This window comes from Tepidibacter mesophilus, from assembly GCF_002724055.1.
Classification (GTDB): domain Bacteria; phylum Bacillota; class Clostridia; order Peptostreptococcales; family Peptostreptococcaceae; genus Tepidibacter_A; species Tepidibacter_A mesophilus.
Genome location: NZ_BDQY01000019.1, coordinates 37,795 through 63,645 on the forward strand (window position 1 = coordinate 37,795; position 25,851 = coordinate 63,645).

The 25,851-nt window shown below is 28.8% G+C and carries 24 protein-coding genes and 1 rRNA gene; 19 read left to right on the forward strand and 6 right to left on the reverse strand.

Going from position 1 to position 25,851, the window contains the following annotated elements; genetic code table 11:
• The first annotated feature begins 7 nt into the window (after window positions 1-7).
• From Tmeso_RS11655 to cobO, 9 genes are all read left to right on the forward strand, one after another.
• Window positions 8-1,117 carry a metallophosphoesterase gene (locus tag Tmeso_RS11655; protein WP_099191389.1) on the forward strand — a complete coding sequence of 370 codons (1,110 nt, stop codon included), beginning with the start codon at window positions 8-10 and terminating at the stop codon, window positions 1,115-1,117.
• Between the two features lie 67 nt (window positions 1,118-1,184).
• The gene (locus Tmeso_RS11660; protein WP_099191391.1) at window positions 1,185-1,343 is read left to right on the forward strand and encodes a rubredoxin; all 159 of its coding nucleotides are present in this window, start codon (window positions 1,185-1,187) and stop codon (window positions 1,341-1,343) included.
• A 44-nt stretch (window positions 1,344-1,387) separates the two neighbouring features.
• Window positions 1,388-2,725, forward strand: coding sequence for a CCA tRNA nucleotidyltransferase (locus tag Tmeso_RS11665; RefSeq protein WP_099191393.1), 1,338 nt, complete (start codon window positions 1,388-1,390; stop codon window positions 2,723-2,725).
• 304 nt (window positions 2,726-3,029) lie between these two features.
• Entirely contained in the window at window positions 3,030-3,395 is a 366-nt protein-coding gene (locus Tmeso_RS11670; RefSeq protein ID WP_099191395.1) for a DUF1292 domain-containing protein, read from the forward strand.
• A gap of 281 nt (window positions 3,396-3,676) precedes the next feature.
• Complete coding sequence (gene cysK, locus Tmeso_RS11675) at window positions 3,677-4,576, forward strand: cysteine synthase A (RefSeq protein ID WP_099191397.1); 900 nt, start codon at window positions 3,677-3,679, stop codon at window positions 4,574-4,576.
• Between the two features lie 437 nt (window positions 4,577-5,013).
• Window positions 5,014-6,360 (forward strand): beta/alpha barrel domain-containing protein, encoded by a 1,347-nt coding sequence (locus Tmeso_RS11680; RefSeq protein WP_330400349.1) that lies wholly within the window; start codon window positions 5,014-5,016, stop codon window positions 6,358-6,360.
• A gap of 11 nt (window positions 6,361-6,371) precedes the next feature.
• Window positions 6,372-8,306 (forward strand): aconitate hydratase, encoded by a 1,935-nt coding sequence (locus Tmeso_RS11685; RefSeq protein ID WP_099191401.1) that lies wholly within the window; start codon window positions 6,372-6,374, stop codon window positions 8,304-8,306.
• 1 nt (window position 8,307) lies between these two features.
• Window positions 8,308-9,303 carry an isocitrate/isopropylmalate dehydrogenase family protein gene (locus Tmeso_RS11690; RefSeq protein WP_099191403.1) on the forward strand — a complete coding sequence of 332 codons (996 nt, stop codon included), beginning with the start codon at window positions 8,308-8,310 and terminating at the stop codon, window positions 9,301-9,303.
• 129 nt (window positions 9,304-9,432) lie between these two features.
• Window positions 9,433-9,951: a cob(I)yrinic acid a,c-diamide adenosyltransferase gene (gene cobO / locus Tmeso_RS11695; protein ID WP_099191405.1), complete on the forward strand. Its 519-nt coding sequence runs from the start codon at window positions 9,433-9,435 to the stop codon at window positions 9,949-9,951.
• A gap of 87 nt (window positions 9,952-10,038) precedes the next feature.
• Here the strand turns inward: cobO and Tmeso_RS11700 are convergent, their stop codons facing one another.
• A complete protein-coding gene (locus tag Tmeso_RS11700) occupies window positions 10,039-11,640 on the reverse strand; it encodes a peptide chain release factor 3 (protein WP_099191407.1) in 1,602 nt (533 codons plus the stop codon).
• 234 nt (window positions 11,641-11,874) lie between these two features.
• Here Tmeso_RS11700 and yjeM point away from each other — a divergent pair, with 234 nt between their 5' ends.
• Window positions 11,875-13,392 (forward strand): glutamate/gamma-aminobutyrate family transporter YjeM, encoded by a 1,518-nt coding sequence (gene yjeM / locus Tmeso_RS11705; RefSeq protein ID WP_099191409.1) that lies wholly within the window; start codon window positions 11,875-11,877, stop codon window positions 13,390-13,392.
• 22 nt (window positions 13,393-13,414) lie between these two features.
• Here the strand turns inward: yjeM and Tmeso_RS11710 are convergent, their stop codons facing one another.
• A complete protein-coding gene (locus Tmeso_RS11710; protein WP_099191411.1) occupies window positions 13,415-14,173 on the reverse strand; it encodes a 3'-5' exonuclease in 759 nt (252 codons plus the stop codon).
• A 114-nt stretch (window positions 14,174-14,287) separates the two neighbouring features.
• Window positions 14,288-15,613 (reverse strand): MATE family efflux transporter, encoded by a 1,326-nt coding sequence (locus Tmeso_RS11715; RefSeq protein WP_099191413.1) that lies wholly within the window; start codon window positions 15,611-15,613, stop codon window positions 14,288-14,290.
• 92 nt (window positions 15,614-15,705) lie between these two features.
• On the opposite strand from Tmeso_RS11715, the gene Tmeso_RS11720 reads away from it, so the two are divergent.
• The 3 genes from Tmeso_RS11720 to clpA are packed head-to-tail and all read left to right on the forward strand — an operon-like array spanning window position 15,706 to window position 19,111.
• Window positions 15,706-16,545: a MerR family transcriptional regulator gene (locus tag Tmeso_RS11720; RefSeq protein ID WP_099191415.1), complete on the forward strand. Its 840-nt coding sequence runs from the start codon at window positions 15,706-15,708 to the stop codon at window positions 16,543-16,545.
• 33 nt (window positions 16,546-16,578) lie between these two features.
• Window positions 16,579-16,878 carry an ATP-dependent Clp protease adaptor ClpS gene (locus Tmeso_RS11725; protein ID WP_099191417.1) on the forward strand — a complete coding sequence of 100 codons (300 nt, stop codon included), beginning with the start codon at window positions 16,579-16,581 and terminating at the stop codon, window positions 16,876-16,878.
• 4 nt (window positions 16,879-16,882) lie between these two features.
• A complete protein-coding gene (gene clpA / locus Tmeso_RS11730; RefSeq protein WP_099191419.1) occupies window positions 16,883-19,111 on the forward strand; it encodes an ATP-dependent Clp protease ATP-binding subunit ClpA in 2,229 nt (742 codons plus the stop codon).
• Window positions 19,112-19,156: 45 nt separating this feature from the next.
• On the opposite strand, the gene Tmeso_RS11735 is transcribed toward clpA, so the two are convergent.
• Window positions 19,157-19,837 carry a Crp/Fnr family transcriptional regulator gene (locus tag Tmeso_RS11735; RefSeq protein WP_099191421.1) on the reverse strand — a complete coding sequence of 227 codons (681 nt, stop codon included), beginning with the start codon at window positions 19,835-19,837 and terminating at the stop codon, window positions 19,157-19,159.
• Between the two features lie 91 nt (window positions 19,838-19,928).
• On the opposite strand from Tmeso_RS11735, the gene Tmeso_RS11740 reads away from it, so the two are divergent.
• The 5 genes from Tmeso_RS11740 to Tmeso_RS11760 all read left to right on the forward strand — a co-directional run bounded on the left by Tmeso_RS11740 (window position 19,929) and on the right by Tmeso_RS11760 (window position 23,253).
• A complete protein-coding gene (locus Tmeso_RS11740; protein WP_099191423.1) occupies window positions 19,929-20,351 on the forward strand; it encodes a DMT family transporter in 423 nt (140 codons plus the stop codon).
• Window positions 20,352-20,363: 12 nt separating this feature from the next.
• Entirely contained in the window at window positions 20,364-20,822 is a 459-nt protein-coding gene (locus tag Tmeso_RS11745; RefSeq protein WP_099191424.1) for a DMT family transporter, read from the forward strand.
• A gap of 255 nt (window positions 20,823-21,077) precedes the next feature.
• Complete coding sequence (locus tag Tmeso_RS11750) at window positions 21,078-21,890, forward strand: stalk domain-containing protein (protein ID WP_099191426.1); 813 nt, start codon at window positions 21,078-21,080, stop codon at window positions 21,888-21,890.
• A gap of 74 nt (window positions 21,891-21,964) precedes the next feature.
• Window positions 21,965-22,660: a cytochrome c biogenesis CcdA family protein gene (locus tag Tmeso_RS11755; protein ID WP_099191428.1), complete on the forward strand. Its 696-nt coding sequence runs from the start codon at window positions 21,965-21,967 to the stop codon at window positions 22,658-22,660.
• A gap of 11 nt (window positions 22,661-22,671) precedes the next feature.
• Entirely contained in the window at window positions 22,672-23,253 is a 582-nt protein-coding gene (locus Tmeso_RS11760) for a TlpA family protein disulfide reductase (RefSeq protein ID WP_187296336.1), read from the forward strand.
• Between the two features lie 42 nt (window positions 23,254-23,295).
• Here Tmeso_RS11760 and Tmeso_RS11765 read toward each other — a convergent pair whose 3' ends face one another.
• Window positions 23,296-23,790, reverse strand: coding sequence for a DNA-deoxyinosine glycosylase (locus Tmeso_RS11765; protein WP_187296337.1), 495 nt, complete (start codon window positions 23,788-23,790; stop codon window positions 23,296-23,298).
• 443 nt (window positions 23,791-24,233) lie between these two features.
• A complete protein-coding gene (locus Tmeso_RS11770; RefSeq protein ID WP_099191432.1) occupies window positions 24,234-25,322 on the reverse strand; it encodes a ComEC/Rec2 family competence protein in 1,089 nt (362 codons plus the stop codon).
• 314 nt (window positions 25,323-25,636) lie between these two features.
• On the opposite strand from Tmeso_RS11770, the gene Tmeso_RS11775 reads away from it, so the two are divergent.
• Window positions 25,637-25,851: ribosomal RNA gene (locus Tmeso_RS11775) — 16S ribosomal RNA — on the forward strand; the annotation flags it as partial.

Below are 25,851 nucleotides of genomic sequence, written 5' to 3' on the forward strand. Positions count from 1 at the left end.
GAAATGTATGGGGTTAAATAGTACAATAATGAGTTTAAAAGAAGAAAAAAGCTTTAGACTTATAAGTGTAAGTGATATTCATGGTGGATTGTATTTATTCAAGAGATTAATTGAAAAAGTAGAGTTTAAAAGAAGTGATTATTTGGTTATAATAGGTGACTTTATTGAAAAAGGAAGGTTTAATAAAGAAACTCTTTCATATATAAGAGAATTATCTAAAAAAGACAATGTTATAGTATTAGCTGGAAACTGTGAAGCGTTTGTAGCAAGCTTAGTTTTAGAGAAATATAATTCTCAAAAGTTAATTAGATATATAAAGTATAAGACTCATAAAAGTATATTTGATGAGTGGATTAAAGAACTGAATATAAATATTTATGAAATTAGTGGAAAATATTTACAAAATATATTGCTTACAAATTATAAAGATGATATAGAATTTTTAGGATCGCTACCTGTTGCTTTAGAACTTGAGGATTTTATATTCGTTCATGCAGGTATAAGTGAGAAGATGTATTGGAAAAAATCAAGTCTTAAGACATTTTTATACTGTGAACAATTTTATAAAAAAGATAATAAAAGTGGTAAGACTGTGGTTGTAGGACACTGGCCAGCGTCGAATTACAAGGACTATACTATTAACTGTGATTCTATAATAGATACTGAAAAGAAGATTATATGTATTGATGGTGGATATAATGTAAAGAAGATTGCTCAAATAAATGCACTTATAATTGAAAAAACAAATCAGATATACAATATCTATAATGAAAGTGCTGATGAATTTGATAAATATATAGTAAAAGAAGGTTCATTTGGGACGAAAGAAATTCCCCAAAAAATACGGTGGCCTAATAATAAAATTGAGATTATAAAGCGAAGAAAAGAATTTTCAGTGTGTAAAAGGGTGGATACAGGAGAACTTATTAATATAAAGAATGAAGTAATAGAGTTAGGAAGTGAAGGATATTACTGTAACCAAGACTACCAAGAATATTACCTGACTACTTATAGAGGGCAAGTGATAGACGTTGTAAATATATATGGGAATTATGCACTTGCTAGATTGGATGGTGAATACGGATGGATTAAAAAAGATTTGATAGAAAAGCTCTAAGTAGTCATTATAAATTATGTAGTTTGAAAATATAATAATTGGGTATAACTCAAGTGGAGGGATGCTTATGAAAAATTATAAATGTAGTGTATGTGGATATGTCTATAAACCTGAAAGAGGAGATTGGACACATGATATAGAGAAAAATACTAGTTTTGAGAATTTACCTGAGGATTGGAAGTGCCCTACTTGTAATCAATCTAAAATGGCATTTGAAGAAGTTTAGATTTTGTATTAAACTGGTATAAGTAGGTAAGAAAGGTGAGGATTATGAATATAGATATACCAGTAGAAGTTCAGAAGATATTAGATGTATTAAATCAAAATAATTATGAAGGTTTTATAGTTGGTGGATGTGTAAGGGATACTCTTTTAAAAAATACACCTAAAGATTGGGATATAACCACGAGTTGCATGCCTGAAAAAACCATGAAAATATTACATGATAAGGGTATTAAATCTATTCCAACAGGAATTAAGCATGGGACTGTGACTGCGGTGATAAATGATAATCACTATGAGATTACAACTTACAGAATAGATGGAGAATATAAAAATAATAGACGTCCTGAAAGTGTAGAATTCACTGATGAAATAGAAGAAGACTTATCAAGGCGTGATTTTACTATTAATGCAATGGCATATAATCATAAATACGGTTTGTGTGATCCGTTTTTAGGTCAACAAGACTTAAAAAAAGAAATTGTAAAGTGTGTTGGAAATCCTTTAAATAGATTTGAAGAAGATGCACTTAGAATATTAAGAGGAGTAAGATTTGCAACTAGGTTAAATTTCAAATTAGATGAAGCTACAAAACATGCTATGAAGGATAAGGGGAATTTACTTTTAAATATTAGTGAGGAGAGAATAAGAGAAGAAATTTGTAAAATACTGCTTACTGATAAACCTTCACTGGGATTTAATATTCTTAAAGAATTAGATTTGTTAAAATACATTCTTCCTGAGCTTGATGAGTGTGTGGGGTTTGATCAAAAGAATTTTTATCATAATAAAGATGTATTTGATCATATTATGTCTGTTGTAGATTATACACCTTGCAATATAAAAACTAGACTTTCTGCTTTGTTTCACGATATTGCAAAGCCGATATGTTTTAGTATAGATGAAAAAGGTGTAGGCCATTTTTATGGACATGACATAAAAGGTGAAAGACTCACTAAAAAAATATTGAAAAGGCTTAAATTTGATAATAAAACTATAGACGATGTTTGTATACTAGTTAAAGAACATATGAATATGCCAAATCTTGAAAATAAGAAATCTATAAAAAAATTTATAAATAGGTCTAAAATAGAAAATGTATTCAATCTTATAGACCTGAAAATAGCTGATAGAAAATCTGGTACAGATTGTGATAATATAGGATTAATTTTAGAACTTAAAGATATTATTGAAAAAATCATAAATCAGAAGGAGCCTTTATGTATAAATGATTTAGCTATTAATGGAAATGATATAATTGAACTTGGCATAAAGCCTGGTAAAAAAATAGGTGAGATTTTAAATGAATTGAATGAGTTGGTATTGAAAGATCCGGAGTTTAATACGAAAGAATATTTGATAGATATAGTGAGAAAATATATATAGTAAATTATAAAAATTCAAATCTATAAAGAATATTGATTAAACAACTGAACTTGCAACTATTTTTAAGTAGCAGAGTCGGAGCGTCGTTGGCGGAATGAGTTATGCGTTAGCATAAAGCGAATTTTTTATAATGAATAGAAAATTATATTACTTTTAATTGTAGGTAAATATAATTTATGTTATGAGTTTCAAAAAAGTCTACATTGGAATCTTTAGAGAATAAAGACTTTTTTACTTTATAATTATAATTAGATGTGAGATACTGTAATAGTAAAAAAATATATAGAATAGAAGGTGTATTAATATGAGTAATGAAAAAAAGCATAATTGTGGATGTGGAGGACATGAAGATCATCATGAATGTGGATGCGGTGGACATGAGCACGATCATGGAGAAAATCATGAGTGTGGATGTGGAGGACACGAGCATGACCATGAAGAAGCTCAAATGATATACTTAACGTTAGATGAAGATGAAGAAATAGCTTGCAAAGTATTGACTATATTCGAAGTGGAAGGTAATGAGTACATATCTTTATTACCTGAAAACTCAGAAGATGTATATATATATAAATACAAAGAGACTGAAGAAGGACCAGAATTAGCACAAATAGAAGAGGATGATGAGTTTAATAAAGTATCACAAGCATTTTATGATTTATGTGATTAATAAAATTCGCTAATTTAAAAATTATATAATTTTCTATTTGTTATGAAAAGACGACTAATAGCTAAGATTAAGCTATTAGTCGCCTTTTTTATTTCTAAGTAAATGATATAACTTTAGATCTATACATAATAGTAATTAAAAAATAAATCTTGAATTATCAAAATGATAATGATAAAATGAGAAGTATCCAAATGGTATAAAATGTAATATATTTATGATGAGAGAATGTAACTTAATTTAAATAAAAATATATAATGTTATTAGATTTGGGGGGGAATTGTATGATATTAAATAATATTATAGAGTCAATAGGAAACACGCCGCTTATAAATTTAAGTAAATTAACTGGAAGCAATATATACGCTAAAGCTGAGTTTTTAAACCCGGGGGGTAGTATAAAGGATAGGATAGCTAAGTTTATGATAGAACAAGCTGAAAAAGATGGAGTGTTAAAAAAGGGTATGACTATAATAGAACCTACATCTGGAAATACAGGTATAGGGATATCTTTAGTTGGAGTTCAAATGGGATATAAGGTAAAGATTGTTATGCCTGAGAATATGAGTGAAGAAAGAAAAAGAATTATAAAAGGACTTGGGGCTGAACTTATACTAACACCTAAAGAAGAAAGTGTAGAAGGAGCTTTAAATGAGGTGAAAAGACAGATGGATTCAAGTGATAATATATTTGCTTTAAATCAATTTAGTAATATTAATAATCCGTTGATACATTATAATACAACGGCGGTTGAAATATTTGAAGATATGAATGAAGACGTGGATGTATTTGTATCAGGGCTTGGAAGTGGAGGAACTCTGCAGGGAATAGGAAAATATTTAAAAGAAAAGAATCCTGATTGTATGATTATAGCAGTCGAACCAAAAGGAGTATCTGCTCTTAATGGTCATAGTGCTGGAACTCATAAGATACAGGGTATCGGTGATGGATTTATACCAGATGTATTGGATGTATTTTTAATGGATAAGGTTATAGAAGTTAGTGATGAAGATGCTATTTCAACTTCTAGACAATTAGCAAATGTATGTGGATGCTTAGTTGGAGTTTCAGCAGGTGCTAATGTATGGGCATCTATGAGTATGGCAAAACAATATCCGGATAAAAAAATAGTTACTATACTTCCGGATAGAGCAGAGAGATATTTTAGTGAAGGACTTTTATAATAGAAAATTTGTATTTAGAATAATTCATTGAAAGATTAAATTTTTAAAAATGAGTCTTTCGGAAAATGAAATTTAGTTAAAAAAAAGGTGTAAAAAAGGTTGGGAAATACCTTTTTTACACCTTTTTTTTACGTAAAATGAAATTTATATATAAAAATATTGCATTTTGTGGTTGCAAACATGAAGTAGGCATGTTAGAATATGAAATATGAAATAAATAATAAATCATAAATTAGAAATTTCAAAATAAAAATACTTTGTTTTATAATTTGAATATTAAGAAATACAAACTTATAAGTATTGAAAATAGGCAATTTAATATGAATTTCAGAATGTGAAAATATAAAAACAAAGCAAATGTAAAAATAAACCATATGAAATATTGAATGTTAATTAATTCAAAAAAGCAATGTATTTTAAAAGGGGGTTGTGTTGTTGTGAAAAGTTCTGTTGTAAATTTGTCAAATCCAAATTACTTTAAAAATGTGTTTCCTTATTCTCAAATTCCTAAGGTAGAGTTTAATAATATTTTACTGCCTATGGATATTCCGGATGAGATATGGGTAACTGATACAACTTTTAGAGATGGTCAACAGTCTATGTCTTCTTTTAGTGTAGATCAAATACTTAAGTTGTATGATTATCTGCATAAGATAGATAATGAATCGGGGATTATTAGACAATCTGAATTTTTTCTTTATTCAAAGAAAGATAGAAAAGCAGTTTCGAAGTGTATGGATAGAGGATACACTTTCCCTCAGATAACTTCTTGGATTAGAGCTAAGAAAGAGGATTTAAAATTAGTTAAAGAAATGCAGATTAAAGAAACAGGAATGCTTATGTCTTGTTCTGATTATCATATATTTAAAAAATTAAAAACAACAAGAGAAAATGCTCTTAATATGTATTTAGATATTGCAAAAGAAGCTATTGAAAATGGAATAGTTCCAAGATGCCATCTTGAGGATATTACTAGAGCTGATTTTTATGGATTTGTAGTTCCACTAGTAAGATCTTTGATGGATTTATCAAAAGAATCTGGAGTTGAAATAAAGATAAGAGCTTGTGATACATTAGGGCTGGGAGTTTCTTATACAGGAACATCTCTTCCAAGAAGTATACCTGGAATTATACATGGACTTAGAAATGAATGTAATGTTTCGTCTAAGTCTATAGAGTGGCATGGACATAATGATTTTTATTCTGTTGTAACGAACTCTGTTTCAGCTTGGCTTTATGGTGCATCTTCTGTAAATACTACTTTATTTGGTATAGGGGAAAGAACTGGAAACTGTCCTATTGAGGCTATGCTTTTAGAGTATGGTCAAGTAAAAGGTGATATTAAAAACATGAATCTTAAAATTTTATCTGAAGTTAGTGAGTATTTCCAAAGGGAGATGGACTATGATATCCATCCACAGACTCCTTTTATTGGAAGCGAATTTAATGTAACAAAAGCTGGAATACATGCAGATGGTATATTGAAAGATGTGGAAATATACAATGCTTTTGATACTGAAAAAATACTAAATAGACCTATAGTAGTATCTGTTAATCAATATTCAGGTGTTGCTGGTATTGCGGCTTGGATTAATACTTATTTTAGATTAAGTGAAGGTCAAAAAATATCTAAGGATGATGATAGAATATATCCTATTAAAAGATGGGTAGATGATCAATATGCAAGTGGAAGAACTACAGTTATATCCAATGAAGAATTAAAGAAAATAACTTATATATATTTACCGCAAATAGAAAAAATAGAAAAAACACAAGCAGTTTAAGGAGGGGTAATATGAATCTTACAGTGGCTCAAAAAATTATTAATAGTCGTATTGTTAGCGGGGAGTTTAAAAAAGGTTGTGAGATTGGAATAAAAATAGATCAAACTTTGACGCAAGACTCTACAGGAACTATGGCATATCTTCAACTTGAAAATATGGGTATAGATAAAGTTAAAACTAAAAAATCAGTAGCTTATATAGATCATAATACAATTCAAGCAGGACCTGAGAATGCAGATGATCACTTATATATTCAAACGGTTGCTAAAAAATATGGTATATATTTTTCAAAGCCTGGAAATGGAATATGTCATCAGGTTCATCTTGAAAGATTCGGGGTTCCAGGGCAAACTCTTCTTGGGTCGGATAGTCATACTCCTACTTGTGGGGGAATTGGTATGCTTGCGATTGGAGCTGGAGGACTTGATGTGGCTGTTGCCATGGCAGGTGGGCAATATTATATTAACACTCCTGATATAGTAAAAGTAGAATTAATAGGGAAACTAAATAAAGGCGTATCTGCAAAGGATATAATATTAGAGGTACTAAGAAAATACACAGTAAAAGGTGGAGTTAACAAAATATTTGAATACTGTGGTGAAGCTTTAAAATATTTAAGTGTTCCTCAAAGAGCAACTATAACTAATATGGGAGCAGAACTTGGTGCTACAACATCTATATTTCCATCAGATAATGTCACTTATGAATTTTTGAAGGCTCAGGCAAGAGAGAAAGACTATGTTGAGATACTAGCAGATGAAGGAGCTATATATGATGAATCTATAATTATAGATTTAGATAAACTAAAACCTCTAGCAGCGTGTCCTCATAGTCCTGATAATGTAGTTCCTGTTAATGAACTCAAAAATATAAAGGTAAACCAAGTTGCAATAGGAAGCTGTACTAATTCATCTTTCGTAGATATGATGAAGGTAGCTGAAATTTTAGATAATAAAACTATTGCAGAGCATGTATCGCTTGTTATAGCTCCAGGATCTAAGCAAGTATTAAATATGCTAGCTGCAAATGGGGCCTTGGCTAAAATGGTATCTGCTGGTGCCAGAATATTAGAATCAGCATGTGGACCTTGCATAGGAATGGGTCAGGCACCTAGTACTGGAGGGGTATCTCTTAGAACTTTTAATAGGAATTTTAAGGGAAGATCGGGAACGACATCTGCTGATATATATATAGTAAGTCCTGAGGTTGCGGCTGTATCTGCTATAACAGGATATTTAACGAGTCCTGAAGAAATAGATAATACAGAAATTTGTATGCCTGATAAATTCTTGATAAATGATAATTTAATCGTGCCTCCTGCTGAAGAAGGAGAAGAAATCGATATAATAAAAGGTCCTAACATCAAGGATTTTCCTAAAACAGAGCCTTTAAAAAATAAATTAAAAGGGAAAATATTAATAAAGGTAGATGATAATATAACCACTGATCATATTATGCCATCGAATGCAAAATTACTTCCTTATAGATCAAATATTCCTTATTTATCTGAATACTGTTTTAATCCATGTGATCCTGATTTTCCTAGCAGAGCAAAAGAGTTTAAAGGTGGATTTATATTAGGTGGATTAAACTACGGTCAAGGATCTAGCCGTGAACATGCAGCTTTAGCACCATTGTATCTTGGAATTAAAGCTGTGATTGCAAAATCTTTTGCACGAATACACAAGCAAAACCTTATAAATAATGGAATACTTCCTTTAACTTTTGAAAATGATAAAGACTATGATGATATAGATTTAATGGATGAAATATTGATTGATGATAATTTTAAAAATATAGATACGGGTTTATTTGTATTAAATAATATAACTAAAGATAAGAATTATAAAGTAAGCCTAGATATAACAGACAGACAAAAGAAAATGATATTATCAGGTGGTCTTTTGAACTTGATAAAGGAAAATAACGATATAGGGGGAGCTTAATATGTCAAATAAAATAACTTTAATTCCGGGAGATGGAATAGGACCTGAGGTAGTATATGCTACAAAGGATATTATAGATAAAAGTGGAGCAGACATTGATTGGGAGATATTAAATGCTGGTATGTGTGTAATGGATGAATATAATACACCTTTGCCGGACGGGGTTATATATAGCATAAAAAAGAACAAGGTGGCACTAAAAGGACCTATAACGACTCCTGTAGGAACAGGATTTAGAAGTGTAAACGTGGCATTAAGACAAGAACTTAATCTATATGCAAATATAAGACCTATTAAGTCGTATGAAGGTATAAATTCCCTTCATAAAAATGTAGACTTTATAATTGTAAGAGAAAATACAGAAGATCTTTATGCTGGCATAGAACATAAAGTGTGTGATGAAGCTTGTGAGAGTATAAAGATAATAACTAAAAAAGCATCTGATAGAATTGTTAAATTTGCATTTGAACTTGCTAAAAAAGAAAATAGAAAAAAAGTAACTGCAACTCATAAAGCAAATATAATGAAGTTATCAGATGGATTGTTTTTAAAATGTGCAAAAGATATAGCTAAAGATTATGATATAGATTTTGAAGATGTAATAGTCGATGCTATGAGCATGAAGCTTGTTATGAATCCGCAAAATTATGATATAGTAGTTGCACCTAATTTGTATGGGGACATTTTATCTGATATGAGTGCTGGTTTAATAGGAGGCTTGGGCATGGCCCCGGGTGCAAATATTGGAGACAATATAGCTGTATTTGAACCAGTTCATGGATCAGCACCAGATATAGCAGGGAAAAACTTAGCTAATCCGATATCTTGTATACTAACAGGTGTTATGATGCTCAAGTATATAGGTAAGGATGATGCTGCTTTAAGAATTGAATCTGCACTACAAAAGGTATTTAAACAAAAAGATAAATTGACTAAGGATTTAGGTGGATTACTTGGAACAAAAGAATTTGCACAGGCTGTTATAGAAAATATGTAGAAAAATTTATTTATTATATTTAAAAAGTAGCTATCTAGATTTGATTTTTATAAAATCTAGATAGCTACTTTTTTGTACTTTTGATAGGTGTTTTCAAGTATAATTATAATTAGAAGGGGGATGATTTTTATGGAAGAAAAAGGTTATATACATGTTTACACTGGTAATGGTAAAGGCAAGACAACTGCTGCTTTAGGTCTTTCACTTAGAGCGGTATGTGCTGGGAAAAAGGTATTTTTCGGACAATTTGTGAAAGGCATGAAATATAGTGAAGTTAAAGCCTTAGAATATTTGCCTAATTTTGAAATGGAACAGTTTGGATTAAATTGTTTTATATACAATGAACCTAGTACAGATGATATAGAAATTGCAATACAAGGTCTTCAAAAAATAAAAGATGTAATAAATTCGTCAAAATATGATGTTGTAGTATTAGATGAAATTAATATTGCCCTTTATTACAAATTATTTGAGGTAGATGAAGTACTAAAAATTCTAAAAAATAAACCTAAACATATAGAAATTATATGTACTGGAAGATTTGCAAAAGAAGAGATTATCGAAATTGCAGATCTTGTTACAGAAATGAAAGAAGTTAAACATTATTATAATGAAGGCGTAATGGCGAGAGAGGGAATTGAGTGTTAGATAATAAAGAATAAAAAAACTACCTAGTTTTCTTTTATAAAAAACTAGGTAGAGATTTATTTTGTATATTTTATATTGCCCATAAGACTAATATATAGAAGTCTCGCTTAAAACTAATCCTTCATTTCTATTAACTAATTGAGTAGGAGACCACTCGCTTTGGAATAAGAATGCAGGATTTTTATCCTTATCTTCAACAAGAATAGTATCCATTGTCATAGACATACTATTAGCATCAAAGCTTCCGATTTCTGCCCAACGTATAAAACGGTAAGGAAGAGTCTGCATTGTTATATCAACACTATATTCATTTTTTAATCTATATTCTAGTACTTCAAGTTGTAAAACGCCTACAACTCCTACTATAAGTTCTTCCATGCCTATATTAGGGCGTTTATAAACTTGAATAGCACCCTCTTCTGATATCTGAGTAATTCCTTTTAAGAATTGTTTTCTCTTTAAAGAATTTAAGGTAGAAATTCTAGCAAAGTGCTCAGGAGCAAATTGAGGAATACCTTTATATTGTAATTTTGATTGTTTTTCAGATAGAGTGTCTCCGATATTGAAGATTCCAGGGTCATGTATACCTATTATATCTCCTGGATAAGCAGAATCTACAATAACACGATCTTGAGCTACAAATTGTTGAGGTTGAGCAAGTTTAACTTTTTTGCCTCTTTGAACGTGATTTACTGTCATACCTTTTTCGAATTTACCAGAGCATATTCTTAAAAAAGCTATTCTATCTCTATGAGCCTTATCCATATTAGCTTGAATCTTGAATATAAATCCTGAGAAGTTATCAGACTCAGTATCTACAATACCCATATTACTATCACGAGGTGTTGGTGGAGTTGTTATATCTAAGAATGATTCAAGAAACGGCTCGACACCAAAGTTCGTAAGGGCACTTCCGAAAAACACTGGAGTTAGCTCCCCTTTTGATATTTGATCTAAATTAAATTCATCTCCAGCTATATCTAGTAGTTCTATATCGTTTAATAGTTGTTCATGAAGTGAATCACCTAATAGTTCAGCAAATTTTTCATCATCTACTTTCCCTATTACAGATTTTGCTATAGATTGTCCGTGATTTCCATCATTGAATAATTCTATTTGATCTTTTTGGCGGTTAAACACTCCTTTAAAGTCTTTACCTGACCCTATTGGCCAATTAACAGGACAAGAACGGATGCCTAATACATTTTCAATATCCTCCATTAACTCAAAAGGGTCTTTTCCCTGTCTATCCATTTTGTTTATAAAAGTGAATATTGGAATTCCTCTCATTTTACAAACTTGAAATAATTTCTTTGTTTGAGCCTCCACACCTTTTGCAGAGTCTATAACCATTACGGCACTGTCTGCAGCCATAAGTGTTCTATAAGTATCTTCACTGAAGTCCTGGTGTCCAGGGGTATCTAGTATGTTTATACAAAAATTATTGTATTCAAATTGAAGTACACTAGATGTAACTGATATACCTCTTTGTTTTTCTATCTCCATCCAGTCGGATACAGCGTGTTTTTGAGATCGTCTAGATTTAACAGATCCAGCTTGGTGAATTGCTCCTCCGTATAATAAAAATTTTTCAGTTAAAGTAGTCTTTCCTGCATCTGGATGGGAAATAATTGCAAATGTTCTTCTTCTTCTAACCTCATCGATAAAACTTAAATTTTGTTGTGACATTTTAAAACTCCTCTATTATTATAAATTTTAATTTATATTTATATAAAAGCCTAACATTATAATGTTATAACCTTATTGCTAAACTGTCAATTGATATTTAATGTATTGGTAAATAATAGATATATAAAAAAAACTATACGGATAAAAAAAATAATATAAAAATATTGATTTTTCTGTAGATTGTTATATAATAAACATGAAAACATTTCAAAAAAAATCGCAAGGAGGAGAAAAATGGCTTCTAGTACTAAAAATACTCAAAAATTGACTTTAATATCTTTAATTTTAATGATTTTCACATCAGTATTTGGATTTAATAATATCCCAAGGTCTTTTTATTTAATGGGATACGGTGCTATTCCGTGGTACATAATATCAGCTATAACGTTTTTTATACCTTATGCATTTATGATGGCTGAATATGGGGCTGCATTTAAAAATGAAAAAGGTGGAATATATTCTTGGATGTCAATATGTATTGGGCCTAAATACGCATTCGTTGGTACGTTTATGTGGTATGCATCGTATGTAATTTGGATGGTAAATGTTGCATCTGGAATATGGGTAGTGTTTTCAAATGCTATATTTGGAACAGATACTACAGCATCATGGTCTTTATTTGGACTTTCAGCAACTCAAACACTAGGTATATTAGCTGTCGTATGGATGATGTTTGTAACAGTTGTATCTAGTAAAGGTCTGGATAAAATAAGAAAGATAACTTCTATAGGAGGAACTGCTGTTGCTCTACTTAATGTAGTTTTAATAATAGGGGGAATACTTGTTTTAATAGGAAATGGTGGAGAATTAGCTCAACCTATAAATAATGCAAGTGCATTTGTAAAATCACCAAATATAGCGTATTCAAATCCTGTATCAGTGCTTTCATTCCTTGTATTTGCTATATTTGCATATGGTGGTATAGAGGCAATTGGTGGACTTGTTGATCAAACTGAAAATGCAGAAAAAACATTCCCTAAGGGTGTTGCAATATCAGCGATTATTATTGCTATAGGATATGCTATAGGTATATTCTTTGTAGGTATATTTACTAATTGGAATGATATTTTATCTACTGATGCTGTTCACATGGGTAATGTAGGTTATGTTGTTATGAATAATCTTGGATACCAATTAGGACAAGCATTTGGAGTAAGTCAAGGTATATCTATTCAAATGGGAAATTGGATGGCTAGATTTGTAGGTATTTCTATGCTATGTGCATTAACTGGAGCATTTTTCACATTAACATATTCTCCACTTAAGCAATTAATAGAAGGTACTCCTAAAGAATTATGGCCAAAGAAAATAACTGAAACAAAGGATTCGATGCCTGTTAACGCTATGTGGATTCAATGTATTATAGTTAGTGTAATAATACTTCTTGTATCTTTTGGTGGAGATACAGTTTCTAAATTCTTTGTAATATTGGTAGCTATGACTAATGTAGCTATGACTATACCTTATATGTTTGTAGCTGGAGGATTCTATTCATTCAAGAAAAATAAAGAAATCGAGAAGCCTTTTGAAGTATATAAGACTGAAAAAGCTTCTTTAATAAGTATGATTGTAGTAATATTTACTATTGGATTTGCTAACTTCTTCTCTATAATACAACCTGCTATGAATGGAGATATGACTACAACTGTTTGGAGTATAGCAGGACCGATATTCTTCTCAATAGTAGCATTGGTTATATATTCTAGATATGAAAAAGATATGAAATCACAAAAAAACAAAACATCAGCATAATTAAAAGACTCATGATTAAATTTTAATCATGAGTCTTTTTTGCATTATCAATAGTGAATTGATTTGTCTTTCCCATCATATAAGCAAGTTTTATAATCTTTTTTTCATGTCTAGTCATTTTTCTGCAATACATTTTTTCGAATTGCATAAATAAGGCATTGATATCAACTTTTTGCTTTGAACTATTGGACCTGGCGGTTCTATTTGCATCATATGTTTCGGGAGTTATATTTTCATTGTATATGATTTTAAATATTTTACTTGTATAATAGGCATCATTAAAAGCATTATGAAATTCTTTATCAAGTGGTATTTTAAAAGTATCTACGGCTCTTTCAAGCCCTACACTAAAGCCTTTCGTAAATTTAAGATGTTTAGTAGTGTGATTTTGAACATCTATATATTTCATATTAACAGGTAAGTTTAATTCGTGGTAACGAATATTTCTAAATAACTCTTTAAGATCTACTTTTCCCCATACACAAAAAATACTGGATTCATCTATGAATTTTAAAAAGTCATTGTAAACTTTGGGAAAGTAATCTGCTTTACGTAGTTGATTCATATCTATATTGGTGAGTTCTTGTATATACGGATGTATAGATGTATATATTGTAGGTTTTATAAGTTTATCAAAAGTTCCTATTAAATTAAAGCTCTCATCTAGTTTGATTGCACCTATTTGAATTATTTCAAATGGACATTTCTTGGTTTCTTCTTTTGATGTGGATTTACTAGATCTTGGTTGATTGAATTCTAAGTCGTATATTATGTAGTTCATGGTAATTACTCCTAACTATATAGAGTTGATTTTAGTTTTTCACTACGCATAGTGGAAAATACGTATACATAATATTATACATTAAATATAGGGAGTATAGTATTATTTATAAAGTTAATACATGTAAGTATTTTTATATTTTTTTATAAATATAGCAGAAATGAACATAGTTATGAATTCGGCAAAAGGAACTATTAACCAAAGTCCGTTTATTTCAAATAGAGGAGGGAATAAGTATGCTCCCAACAAAATAAAAACAAATGTTCTTGAAAATGAAGTTATAGAAGAAATTTTACCATTAGAAAATGCTGTGAAAAAAGCTGATGTAAATATATTTAATCCTACAAATAAAAAGCTAAATGAAAATATTCTAAGGCCTATCAAAGTTAAACTATATATACTACTATTTGAACTTACGAATATATTTACTAGAAATGGAGCAAAAACTATTGATATAGTAAAAATTATTAAAGAAGAAACTAGAATGAACGTTTTAGAATGTTTAAAGGTTTCTCTTAATTTATCTATATTCTTAGCACCATAGTTAAAGCTTACTAGTGGAGCTATGCCAGAAGTAAATCCCAAATATGTTGATACTAATAAAAAATGTATATATAATATTATGCTCAGTGCAGCTACACCGTTTTCACCTGCATATTTTAGGGCTAGTATATTGAATAAAAATGTAGTTATTCCAGTTGATAATTCCGATACCATTTCAGATGAACCGTTATACATAACATTTTTTAATAAATTAAAATTTAATTTTGGAATACAAAACCTTAAATTTGATTTGGATGAAAAAAAATATAAAAAACCAAACGTGGAAGATACTAATATTCCAAGTCCGGTAGCTAAACCAGCTCCTAGTATTCCAAGATTAAATAGTTTTATAAATACATAGTCAAAAATAATATTTACAACTCCTCCTATTATGGATAGGAATAGACTGAAATTAAAATCACCATCGGATCTAACGAAAAACTCAAACATAGTTTTAACTATAAATATTGGAGTTGATAATATAATTATAGTTCCATAGGGAATACAGTATGGTAAAAGGATATCGGTTGCACCTAAAAATTTAAATATTTTAGTAGAAAATACTATACCAACAATAGCTAATATTATTCCTATTATAACCCCAGAATAAACAAGTAAAGATAATGCTTCATTAGCGACTTTATTATTTTTTTCCCCAATCAGTTTTGAGATTAAGGCACTACCCCCTGCTCCCAACATTATACTAAATCCCAAGATAATATTGAAGATAGGCAAAACTATGTTTATGCTAGCTAAAGCATTGGAACCAGCAAGTTTTGAAACAAATATACCATCTATAATTGTATAAAGAGATATAAAAACCATAGATATGATTGCTGGAGCTACGAATTTCAGAAATTCTTTGAATGTAAACTTTTTAGAAAATAAATAATCCATAATAACCTCCTATAATTAATATCAATATATAGTATAATAGTATGTACAGTAACTATACAGTCAATACTTTAATTGTTAAAAGGGTGATAAGTTTGGAAAAAAGATTAATGAATGAGTACCTTACTATAGGAGAATTTAGTAAATTATGCGGAGTTTCCAGAAAGACACTTATATTTTATGATAATATAGGTATTTTTTCTCCAGAGTATAAAAATGAAAAAAATTATAGATACTATAGGCTTAATCAGTTTGATGCTTTTAGTATACTTACAGATCTTAGGGATATTGGAATGTCGTTAAATGATATAAAGAATTATTTAAATAAAAAAAGTCCTGAAAACTATTTAAATATGCTAAAACAGGAAAATTATAAAATAAAAAAAAGAATTAATAAATTAAAAAGAATAAGTAATAATATTGAAAACAAAATAGAAGTAGCATATAGTGGTATTAATGCTACAAAGAATGAAGGAGTATATATTAAAAAATTTGATGAAGAATATCTTATAGTATCTGATTTACATAATAGTTCACAAGAAACAGTTATGATTGATATAATAAAGTTTTTGAATTATTGTAATGAAAATGATATAGATTATGGATATCCTATTGGGGCAATGCTTAGTAAAGAGTCTATAGAGAATAGGGTATATAAAAAGATTTTAAAACTATTTGTGAAAAGTGATCATAAATTAAAAGATTGCAATATGCATATAAAAAAAGAAGGGTTGTATGCGTGCATTATTCATAAAGGAAGTTATGAAAAAACTTATGAGTCATATGAAAAATTATTACAATATATACATGATTCTGGATATGAAATTGAAGGTGGTTCTTATGAAAATACATTATTAGATTTCTTTGCAGTAAAAAGTGAAGGCGAATATTTAACAGAGATATCTATACCAATTAAAAAAGTTGAACTACTTTAATGAGAATTACTTATTGAAATTGGAGGCATAAATATGGAAACTAACATTATAACTATAGAAAAGAATAAGATAAAAATAAAAAAACCAAAACATTATAAAGTAATTATGCACAATGATGATTATACTACTATGGAATTTGTAGTATATATACTTATAAATATATTCAATAAAAAAATTGAAATCGCAAATAAAATAATGATTGATGTACATAAAAAAGGGATTGGAATTGCGGGAGTATATCCTTATGATATTGCAGCTACTAAGGTGTCTATAGCTATGAATATGGCAAAAGAAGAGGGATTTCCTTTTAAACTTACTATTGAAGAGGAGTAAAAATATGAATATAACAAATATAGTGAATGAAGTAATATTAAATGCTTATGAAGAAGCGAAAACAAATAATTGCGAATATGTTACAGTAGAACACTTACTTTATGTGTCGTTATATTACTGTAAAGTTATAGATTCTTTGAAGGAATGTGGAGCAAATATAGACGAATTGAAAAATAATTTAAAGATATATATAGATGAATATATAAGTAAAGTAGATGATTTTGAACCTTTAGAGAGTGTGGCATTTCAGCAAGTCATTATAATTGCAAATGCTCAAGTTAAAAGCTGTGGTAAAAATGTTATAGATATAGAGCATTTATTAGCAGCTATATACAGTTTAGAGGATAGCTATGCTAAATACTACTTACTAGATCAAGGAGTTACAAAGAGGGACTTAGTATATAATTTGGGTAATAGTATTGAAGAAGAATATGAGGTAGCAGATGAAGCGTATTATGACTATGATACTGAGGAAGAAATAAAAAGCGAATCTATGATAGATAAGTATTCGTTAAACCTTACTGAACTTGTAAATAGTACAAAAAGTGATCCGCTTATAGGAAGAGAAGATATATTAGATAGAACTATTCAAATACTTTGTAGAAGAAATAAAAATAACCCTATTCATATAGGTGAGCCTGGTGTGGGAAAGACATCTATCACACTTGGACTTGCAAGATTGATTATTGAGGAAAAAGTTCCTGATAAACTGAAAAAAGCTGAAATATTTTCTCTTGATATAGGTTCTATGTTGTCTGGAACAAAGTATAGAGGAGATTTTGAAGAAAGGATAAAAAAGGTATTAGACAATATAAAAAAACATGAAAATCCTATAGTATACATAGATGAAATCCACAATATAGTAGGGGCTGGGGCGTTAACTGGATCTTCATTAGATGCATCTAATTTATTAAAACCATATTTATTAGATGGAAAAATTAGATTTATAGGTGCTAGTACTTTTGATGAGTATAAAAAGTACTTTGAAAAAGATAAGGCATTAAATAGAAGATTTCAAAAGATAGAAATTAAGGAACCGACTATAATAGAAGCTATAGAAATATTAAAAGGTTTGAAGGAAAACTACGAAAAGTATCATAATGTAAGATATACAGATAAGTCTATAGAAAGTGCTGTTATACTAAGTAATAAATATATAAATGATAAATTTTTACCTGATAAGGCTATTGATATAATAGATGAAGCAGGGGCTTATGTTAGAATGAGTAACAATAATGAAGAAAAAATAGTTATAGATGAAAATATAATAGAAAAAATACTATCAAAAGTATGTAATATACCTAAAGAAACTGTAGAAAATAATGAGATAAATTCTCTTAGAAATTTAGAAAAGGTCTTGAAAAGAAATATATTTGGACAAGATGAAGCTATTAAAGAGATTACAAGATGTATTAAGATGTCAAGGGCTGGTCTTAACGAAGACAATAAACCTGTTGCATCTATGCTATTTGTAGGTCCTACTGGAGTTGGAAAGACTGAAGTGGCTAAAAATATATCTAAAACTTTAGGTATAGAGCTTATAAGATTTGATATGAGTGAATATACAGAAAAACACTCAGCTTCTAAACTAATAGGGTCACCTCCTGGGTATGTAGGTTATGAAGAAGGGGGGCTACTTACGGACTCTATTAGAAAAAACCCTCATTGTATTTTACTTTTAGATGAGATAGAAAAAGCTCATACAGATATATTAAATGTATTGCTTCAAGTTATGGATAATGCAACACTTACTGATAATCAAGGAAAAAAATCTGACTTTAAAAATGTGATAGTAATAATGACTTCAAATGCAGGTGCTAAAGATATTGGGAAAAACTTTGTAGGATTTGGAGATAGATGTATGAATTCACAAGCAATAGATGATGAAGTAAAGAAAATATTTAGCCCTGAGTTTAGAAATAGACTTGATAAAGTAGTTAAATTCAATCATGTAGATGGTGATATGGCAGTTAATATAGCTAAAAAAGAACTTGAAAAGTTTAAACAAAAACTAAATCAAAAAAATATATTGATTGATTTTAAGAGTTCTTGCGTTGAATATATATCAAAAACAGGAGTATCAAAAGAGTTTGGAGCTAGAGAAATTATAAGGGTTATAGATTCAAAATTAAAACCATTACTTGTAGATGAAATTTTATTTGGAGATTTAAGTGAAGGCGGAAGGTGTATGGTGGAAGTAGTTAATGAAGAATTTAAGCTTAATATATTCTAGAAAAAGAGGTATAAAAGCTCAGACTTACAAGTCTGAGCTTTTATACTATATATACAAATTTTTAGATAGTTTTCTTAGTTCCGCCTCTTTTAATATATACACTATTTTGTCATCGCATTTTATAATTTCTCTCGATTCGAGAGTATTAAAGGTTCTGTTTAGATGTCTATAAGTTGTACCTAAAAACTGAGAGATTTCTTTAAATGATGAGTTAAGTTGTATATAATTTTTATCTGTTATATGTTCTACTATATAACTGGATAACCTGTTTATAAGAGGATACATAAGATTATAGGAACTATTGTTACCTGTTGCATCTAACTTTTGACTTAGTGAATTTATTATATGCTTTAAAAACTTAGGATTGTCACAATAAGTATCTCTTAATAATTTAGAAGGAAGTGCTATTAAATATGTATTTTCAATTGCTTCAACATTGCAGCGAACGGGTATATTATTTAGAAGTTCTAAATCTCCTAATGAATCAAAATCAGTATAAAACTTAAGTAATATAGATTTACCGTTTTCTAAAAGATATGATATTTTTATTTTACCATCTACAAATAAATAATAATAATTTAGTTCGGATTCAGCTTGAAGTATAGATTCGTTTTTCTCGTAGTAGTGCAGTTGGGAGTATTGCAATATATTATCATCAAATATATCAAATATATTATGTTTAATAATATATTGATTTAAAAGAATATAGTCTGAAATTTTCTGCATAAAGCCTCCTTGTATGACATATGTCATATTAGTGTTTATATAAAATATGATAAAGTATTTATAAAGTATTGTAAAGTATGGAGGTTTTTATATGTACAAAAATTTAGCATTTATAACGGGGGTTATATTAGCAGTTATGCTTTTTTTTAATGGAATGCTAGCTAGTATAATGGGGCCTTATATGAGTACTTTGATGTTCCATTTTATAGGACTTATAATTATAATTATAATTTCAATTGTAAAAAAGAATAAATTACCTAGAATAACAAAGATACCTATATTATTTTTATTACCTGGAGTACTTAGTGTTTTGACTATACTTTTAAATAATATTTGTATTCCTAAAATAGGTATAACTCTTATTATAGGAATTAGCTTATTTGGGCAGCTTGTAATGTCTAATATAGTAGATCATTTGGGGTTATTTGGAATGCCAGTGAATAAGTTTAAGAAAGAAAAAATGATAGCTTTTTCTATTATTTCGCTTGGGATAATAGCTATGATTACAATGTGATGAGGTGATTATATGTATATATTATTATCGTTTTTAACTGGAATATCAATTGTGGTGAATGTCATGATAAATGGAAAGCTTGCTCATGAGGAAGGAATGATAAATGGGGTTATTGTAAATTACTTTATGGGGATGGTAACTTCTATTATAGTATGTTTTATTATGAAAGATTCTATACAGTCTTTGAGTAGTATAAAATACGTTCCAATACATTATTTCTTAGGAGGTTTTGTTGGAGTTTTAATAATATACCTATTCAACACTATAGTACCTCAAATTCCTGCTTTATATATAGTTATACTTCCGTTTGTAGGACAGATAATCACTAGTTCTATTATAGATTATATATATTTAGATATTTTTTCTAAAGGGAAAATAATAGGAGGCATACTATTTCTTATAGGCCTTGTATATAATGCAAAAGTAGATAAGAAATATGAAAAAGAGTCTGTACTAGGGGTTAAAGCCTAGTATGGGCTTTTTTTATTGTATAGGAAATTATATCGTTTTGAATCTGTGGAGAACATTGATGAAAGAACTACACTTTCAACTATTTTGATCGACGGAGACCGATAAGCTTCATTGGTGACGTGAGTAAGTGCGTAGCTAGTAGACAAAATTTTTATAATATAATTTGATGATTTTGAGAATAATAAAAGTAGAAATGAATCTTAAGGAGAGTTTGAATTTTAACAGCAAGATAAAAATAGGAAAGTAGGTTGTTTAATGAAAAAAAAGTTAAAGGTAATGCTTTGTACTATAATTATTATATCTTTATATATAAGTTCGTGTTTTGCACTTGAGGTAGAAGTTACTGTGAAGATAAATGATAATTATGTTAAGAGTGATCAAAAAAATGTACTCATTGATGATAAAGTATTCGTACTTGGAAGATTTGTTACTGAAGCTTTAAATGGTCAAGTTGCATGGAATGAAGATACTAAAAGTATGATAATTGATTATGAAGGAAAAAAAATAAAGTTAACAGCAGATAGTGATGTGGCATACATAGATTCAAAAGAATACAAAATGGATTCAAAGCCTTTTTTAAGAGGTGGAAGAATGTACATACCTGTTAGATTCGTTTCTGAAAATTTAAATTGTGATATTGATTGGGTACACGAGACTTTCACTGTGGACATAACTAAAAAAAATCTAGTAATTTCTGAAGAAAAATTCGAACAAAGATCATATACAGATGAAGAAATGAGGCTGCTTGCAAAAATTATACAGGTAGAGTCAGGAAATACACGTTTAGAAGGAAGATTAGGAGTTGCTAATGTAGTTCTTAATAGAGTTAAGAGTGATAGATTTCCAAATAATATAAAAGATGTAGTGTATCAACCGGGACAGTTCCCTCCAGCTCATAAAAAATCGTTTAAGACATTAAAAGCGAGTAATTTAAGCAATATAGCAGCTAAAAAAGCATTAGAAGGAGTAAATAATGTTGAAACCTGCTTGTTTTTTAATTCAAGACCGTTTAAGAGCAAGAAAAAAAGTTTATACAAAATAATAAATGGTGAATATTTTTATAAATAAAAAAGAGAGAGAAATCTCTCTTTTTTATTTATGGTATAATTATGATAGATTAAATATTTATTTTGGAGGTGTCTATGGAACCTGAAAATGTTTCTTTATCGATAGCATTTGGGGCAGGGCTTGTGTCTTTTTTTTCACCTTGTATATTGCCGTTGATACCGGCGTATATTATGTATATAACAGGCATTAGTGTTAGAGATGAACTTTCTAAAAATAAAATGCTTGTTTTGACTAGAACACTAGGATTTGTAGTGGGATTTACAATGGTATTTATAATAATGGGCACATCTGCTAGCTTTTTAGGAAAATTTTTTGTAAAAAATAAAGAAGTTTTTTCAAAAATAAGTGGGGTATTAATAATATTGTTTGGACTTAAAATGATGGGGGTTCTAAACTTACAATTTTTAGAAGTGCAAAAAAAAATAAATACAGATATGAAAACTACTACTTGGTTTGGATCTATACTAATGGGAATAGCATTTGCGGCAGGATGGACACCTTGCTTTGGACCTGTACTTGCATCTATATTAATATATGCAGGAAATAGCAATACTGTTTCAAAAGGAGTATATCTATTGCTGGTTTATTCTATAGGAATGGCTATACCGTTTATAATGACTGCTTTATTCATAGATATATTTAGTAAGTTTTTTAATAATACAAGAAAAATCATGATATATATACCTAGAATAAGTGGATCTATAATGGTTATATTTGGAATATTAATAATTTTGGATAAGGTTGTTGATATAAGTAGATTATTGATATGAGGAGGATTCTTATGAATAAAAAGGTATTTACTATAATTGTAGTTGTAGTTTTGTTATTTGGAGGATTTTATATTTTTAGCAATCAAAATAAAACTAAAGAAAATGTAAGAAATGATAATATTCAAGAAAATACCTATAAAGAAAATATAGATGAACAATCTCAAGAATTAGCTGTTGGAAAAATAGCACCTAGTTTTACAATTAAGAATTTAAATGGAGAAGATGTATCATTATCTGATTATGAAGGAAAAATAGTTATTATAAACTTCTGGGCTACATGGTGTGGATATTGTGATAAGGAAATGCCTGATTTACAAAGGATATATAAGGAAAATGAAGATTTAGTTGTACTTGCAGTAGATGTTAAAGAAAGTAAAGATCAGGTTCAATCATATATAGATAATGGAAATTATGATTTCCCGGTTTTGCTTGATGAAAATGGAGAAACAGCTATTACTTATTTAGTTAGTGCTTTTCCTACGTCGTATTTCGTAGATAAAAATGGAATTTTATTAGGTGCAGTTCAAGGGATGATGACTTATGATAAAATGAATAATATATTAGAACAAATAAGAGATAATGAATCAAAGTAAAAATATAAATAAAAAGATGAGAATCGGATATGTGTATGATTCTCATCTCTTTATAATGTTTTTGATTATACTCCAATTATCTAATTTGTATTCAAATCTTTTTGTATTAGCAGGACTTGTAGATTCTAATCTTTGGAACTTAATATTTTCAAAGTTTAATCCAACTTTCTTCTTGAATACATTATATGCTTTTAGCCCGTTGAAAAATACATATTCTATATTTGGGTATCTATTAAATAGAGATTCAAAGTTATTAGCTTCTTCCATTTTAATATTTGAATCAAGGCTTCCTTCACGATAACATGATTTTATAACGTCCCATAGAGCGATGTTATTCTTTTTCAAAAACAGTATTTTTTTGTTATAATCATCATCAATAGGTGTATCAAATAATGAATAAATTATTTTCCAAAATTGATTTTGATTATATGCATAATATTGATTTTGCCTCAAAGATTCTTTGCCAGGAATAGAGCCAAGTATTAAAATCGTAGACTTAGAATCTATTATAGGTGAAAATGATTTTATATTTGACATGTTTATCACTCCGTTAAAAATTATATTATTTAAACATTATACCCAATAATTAAATTATATAACTCTGTAAATAGTATTAAAATTATTTATAACGAAGAATTATCGTAGTAACATATATAAAGGATAAAAAAAATATATGTAGAATTATTAAAAAGTGACTAAAAGGAGGAGAATTAAATGAGTAGAGTGTATAAAAAAATAAAAAATAAAAAAAGGTTGGATAGAAAAAGAAAGAAGATAATCGTAACAAGTTTATTTATTATAGTCGGATTTTATATATGCCTTAAATTCGTATAATAAAAAAATATACACTTATTAGTAAAAGTGTATAAAAATAGAATGGCGGTATAAAAAAGCATAAAAGCACTAATTATGAGGTGTTTCATCATATGATTACATAACGAGTTAGACAAAAAAATTCTAAAATCCTTTAAAAATATTAATTAAATATCACATTTAGAACAAGGTGTATAAGATTTTTGAGCCTCTTTTAAGCTTATAGGGATTGTAGTACTTTTTAGAAAACTACAATTTTTTTTATGATACCTTTTACCTGTTTTAGTTATATAAACATATTGTGTAGTATCTATAGAAGTTGAATTTATTGGAGAAGCTTTATTTATAACGATATTGTCTCCATCTGATGTAGCTATTATATTTCCTAACTCATCAGTTCTATATATATTAACATTTTGAGAATTTAGTTTATCTAAAGTTTCTTGAGTGGGATGATTATATTTATTGTTTTTCCCAACTGATATTATAGCGTATTTTGGAGATACTGACTTTAAAAAGGATAGAGATGTAGAACTATTGCTACCGTGATGACCTACTTTTAATAAATCTGATTTTAAGTTGTATCCTAAAGATAACATTTCTTCTTCTGAAACATCTTCGCAGTCTCCTGTAAATAAAAATGAGTTGTTTTTATAAGTAAGCTTTATTACTACTGAATAATTATTTAGGTCATCGTATTCTGAATTGTTTGGGGCTAATATTTCACATTTAGCATCTCCTAAAAAAAATGATTTACCAGCTATAGCAGGGGTTATACTAAGCTTTTTATTTTTTATAGATAATAAAACATCTTTGTATGTTTTTGTTGTAGATGTAGCTTTTGGCAAAATAACTTTTCCTATATCAAAATTATCAATGACGGAATCAAGCCCTCCTATGTGATCTTCGTGTGGATGTGTTCCTACTATATAATTAATAGTGTCTATATCTTGAGATTTAATGTAGTTTACAACTAAATCCGAATCATCGTTATTACCAGCATCTATTAATATAGTATTATTATTTGAATCTTGAATAAGTATAGAATCTGCTTGTCCTACATCTATAAAATGGACTTTTATAATATTATCATTATTTGATTTTGTATTATCTAATGTGTTGAGCTGATCTTCTTTCTTATATTTTTCGAATTCATTATTTGAGATGTCTGTGTTAGAAGTGGAGCATGCTGTAAAAAGTAGTGTGAGTGCAATGAAAAATATTAAACTTATTATTTTTTTTGATTTCTTAAACATAGTAACCTCCTAGTTGTTTTTATAGTTAAAAATAAATGTCTTAAAATAAACATTCGACTAATAATTACAAAAACCTTTTTAAAAATACAATACTAAAGATAAAAAAAGATAAAAAGAGAAAATATTTAAAAAAATATTTTAAAAATATGAAATAGGGTTGACGAATAATTAAATAGGTGATATATTATTACTTGTCCTCGAAAACGAGGCAAACATAAAATGAACTTTGAAAATTAAACAGTAGGTTATAAATAAATCACATCAGTGATTTTCGGAATAAACAAAAAGTCAGTTTACTGAGTACTGACAAACTTTTATTTAAGAGTTTGATCCTGGCTCAGGATGAACGCTGGCGGCGTGCCTAACACATGCAAGTCGAGCGGAGATTAAAAAGCTTGCTTTTTAATCTTAGCGGCGGACGGGTGAGTAACGCGTGGGTAACCTGCCCTATACACACGGATAACATATCGAAAGATATGCTAATACGAGATAATACATTTTTAAGGCATCTTAGAAATGTCAAAGATTT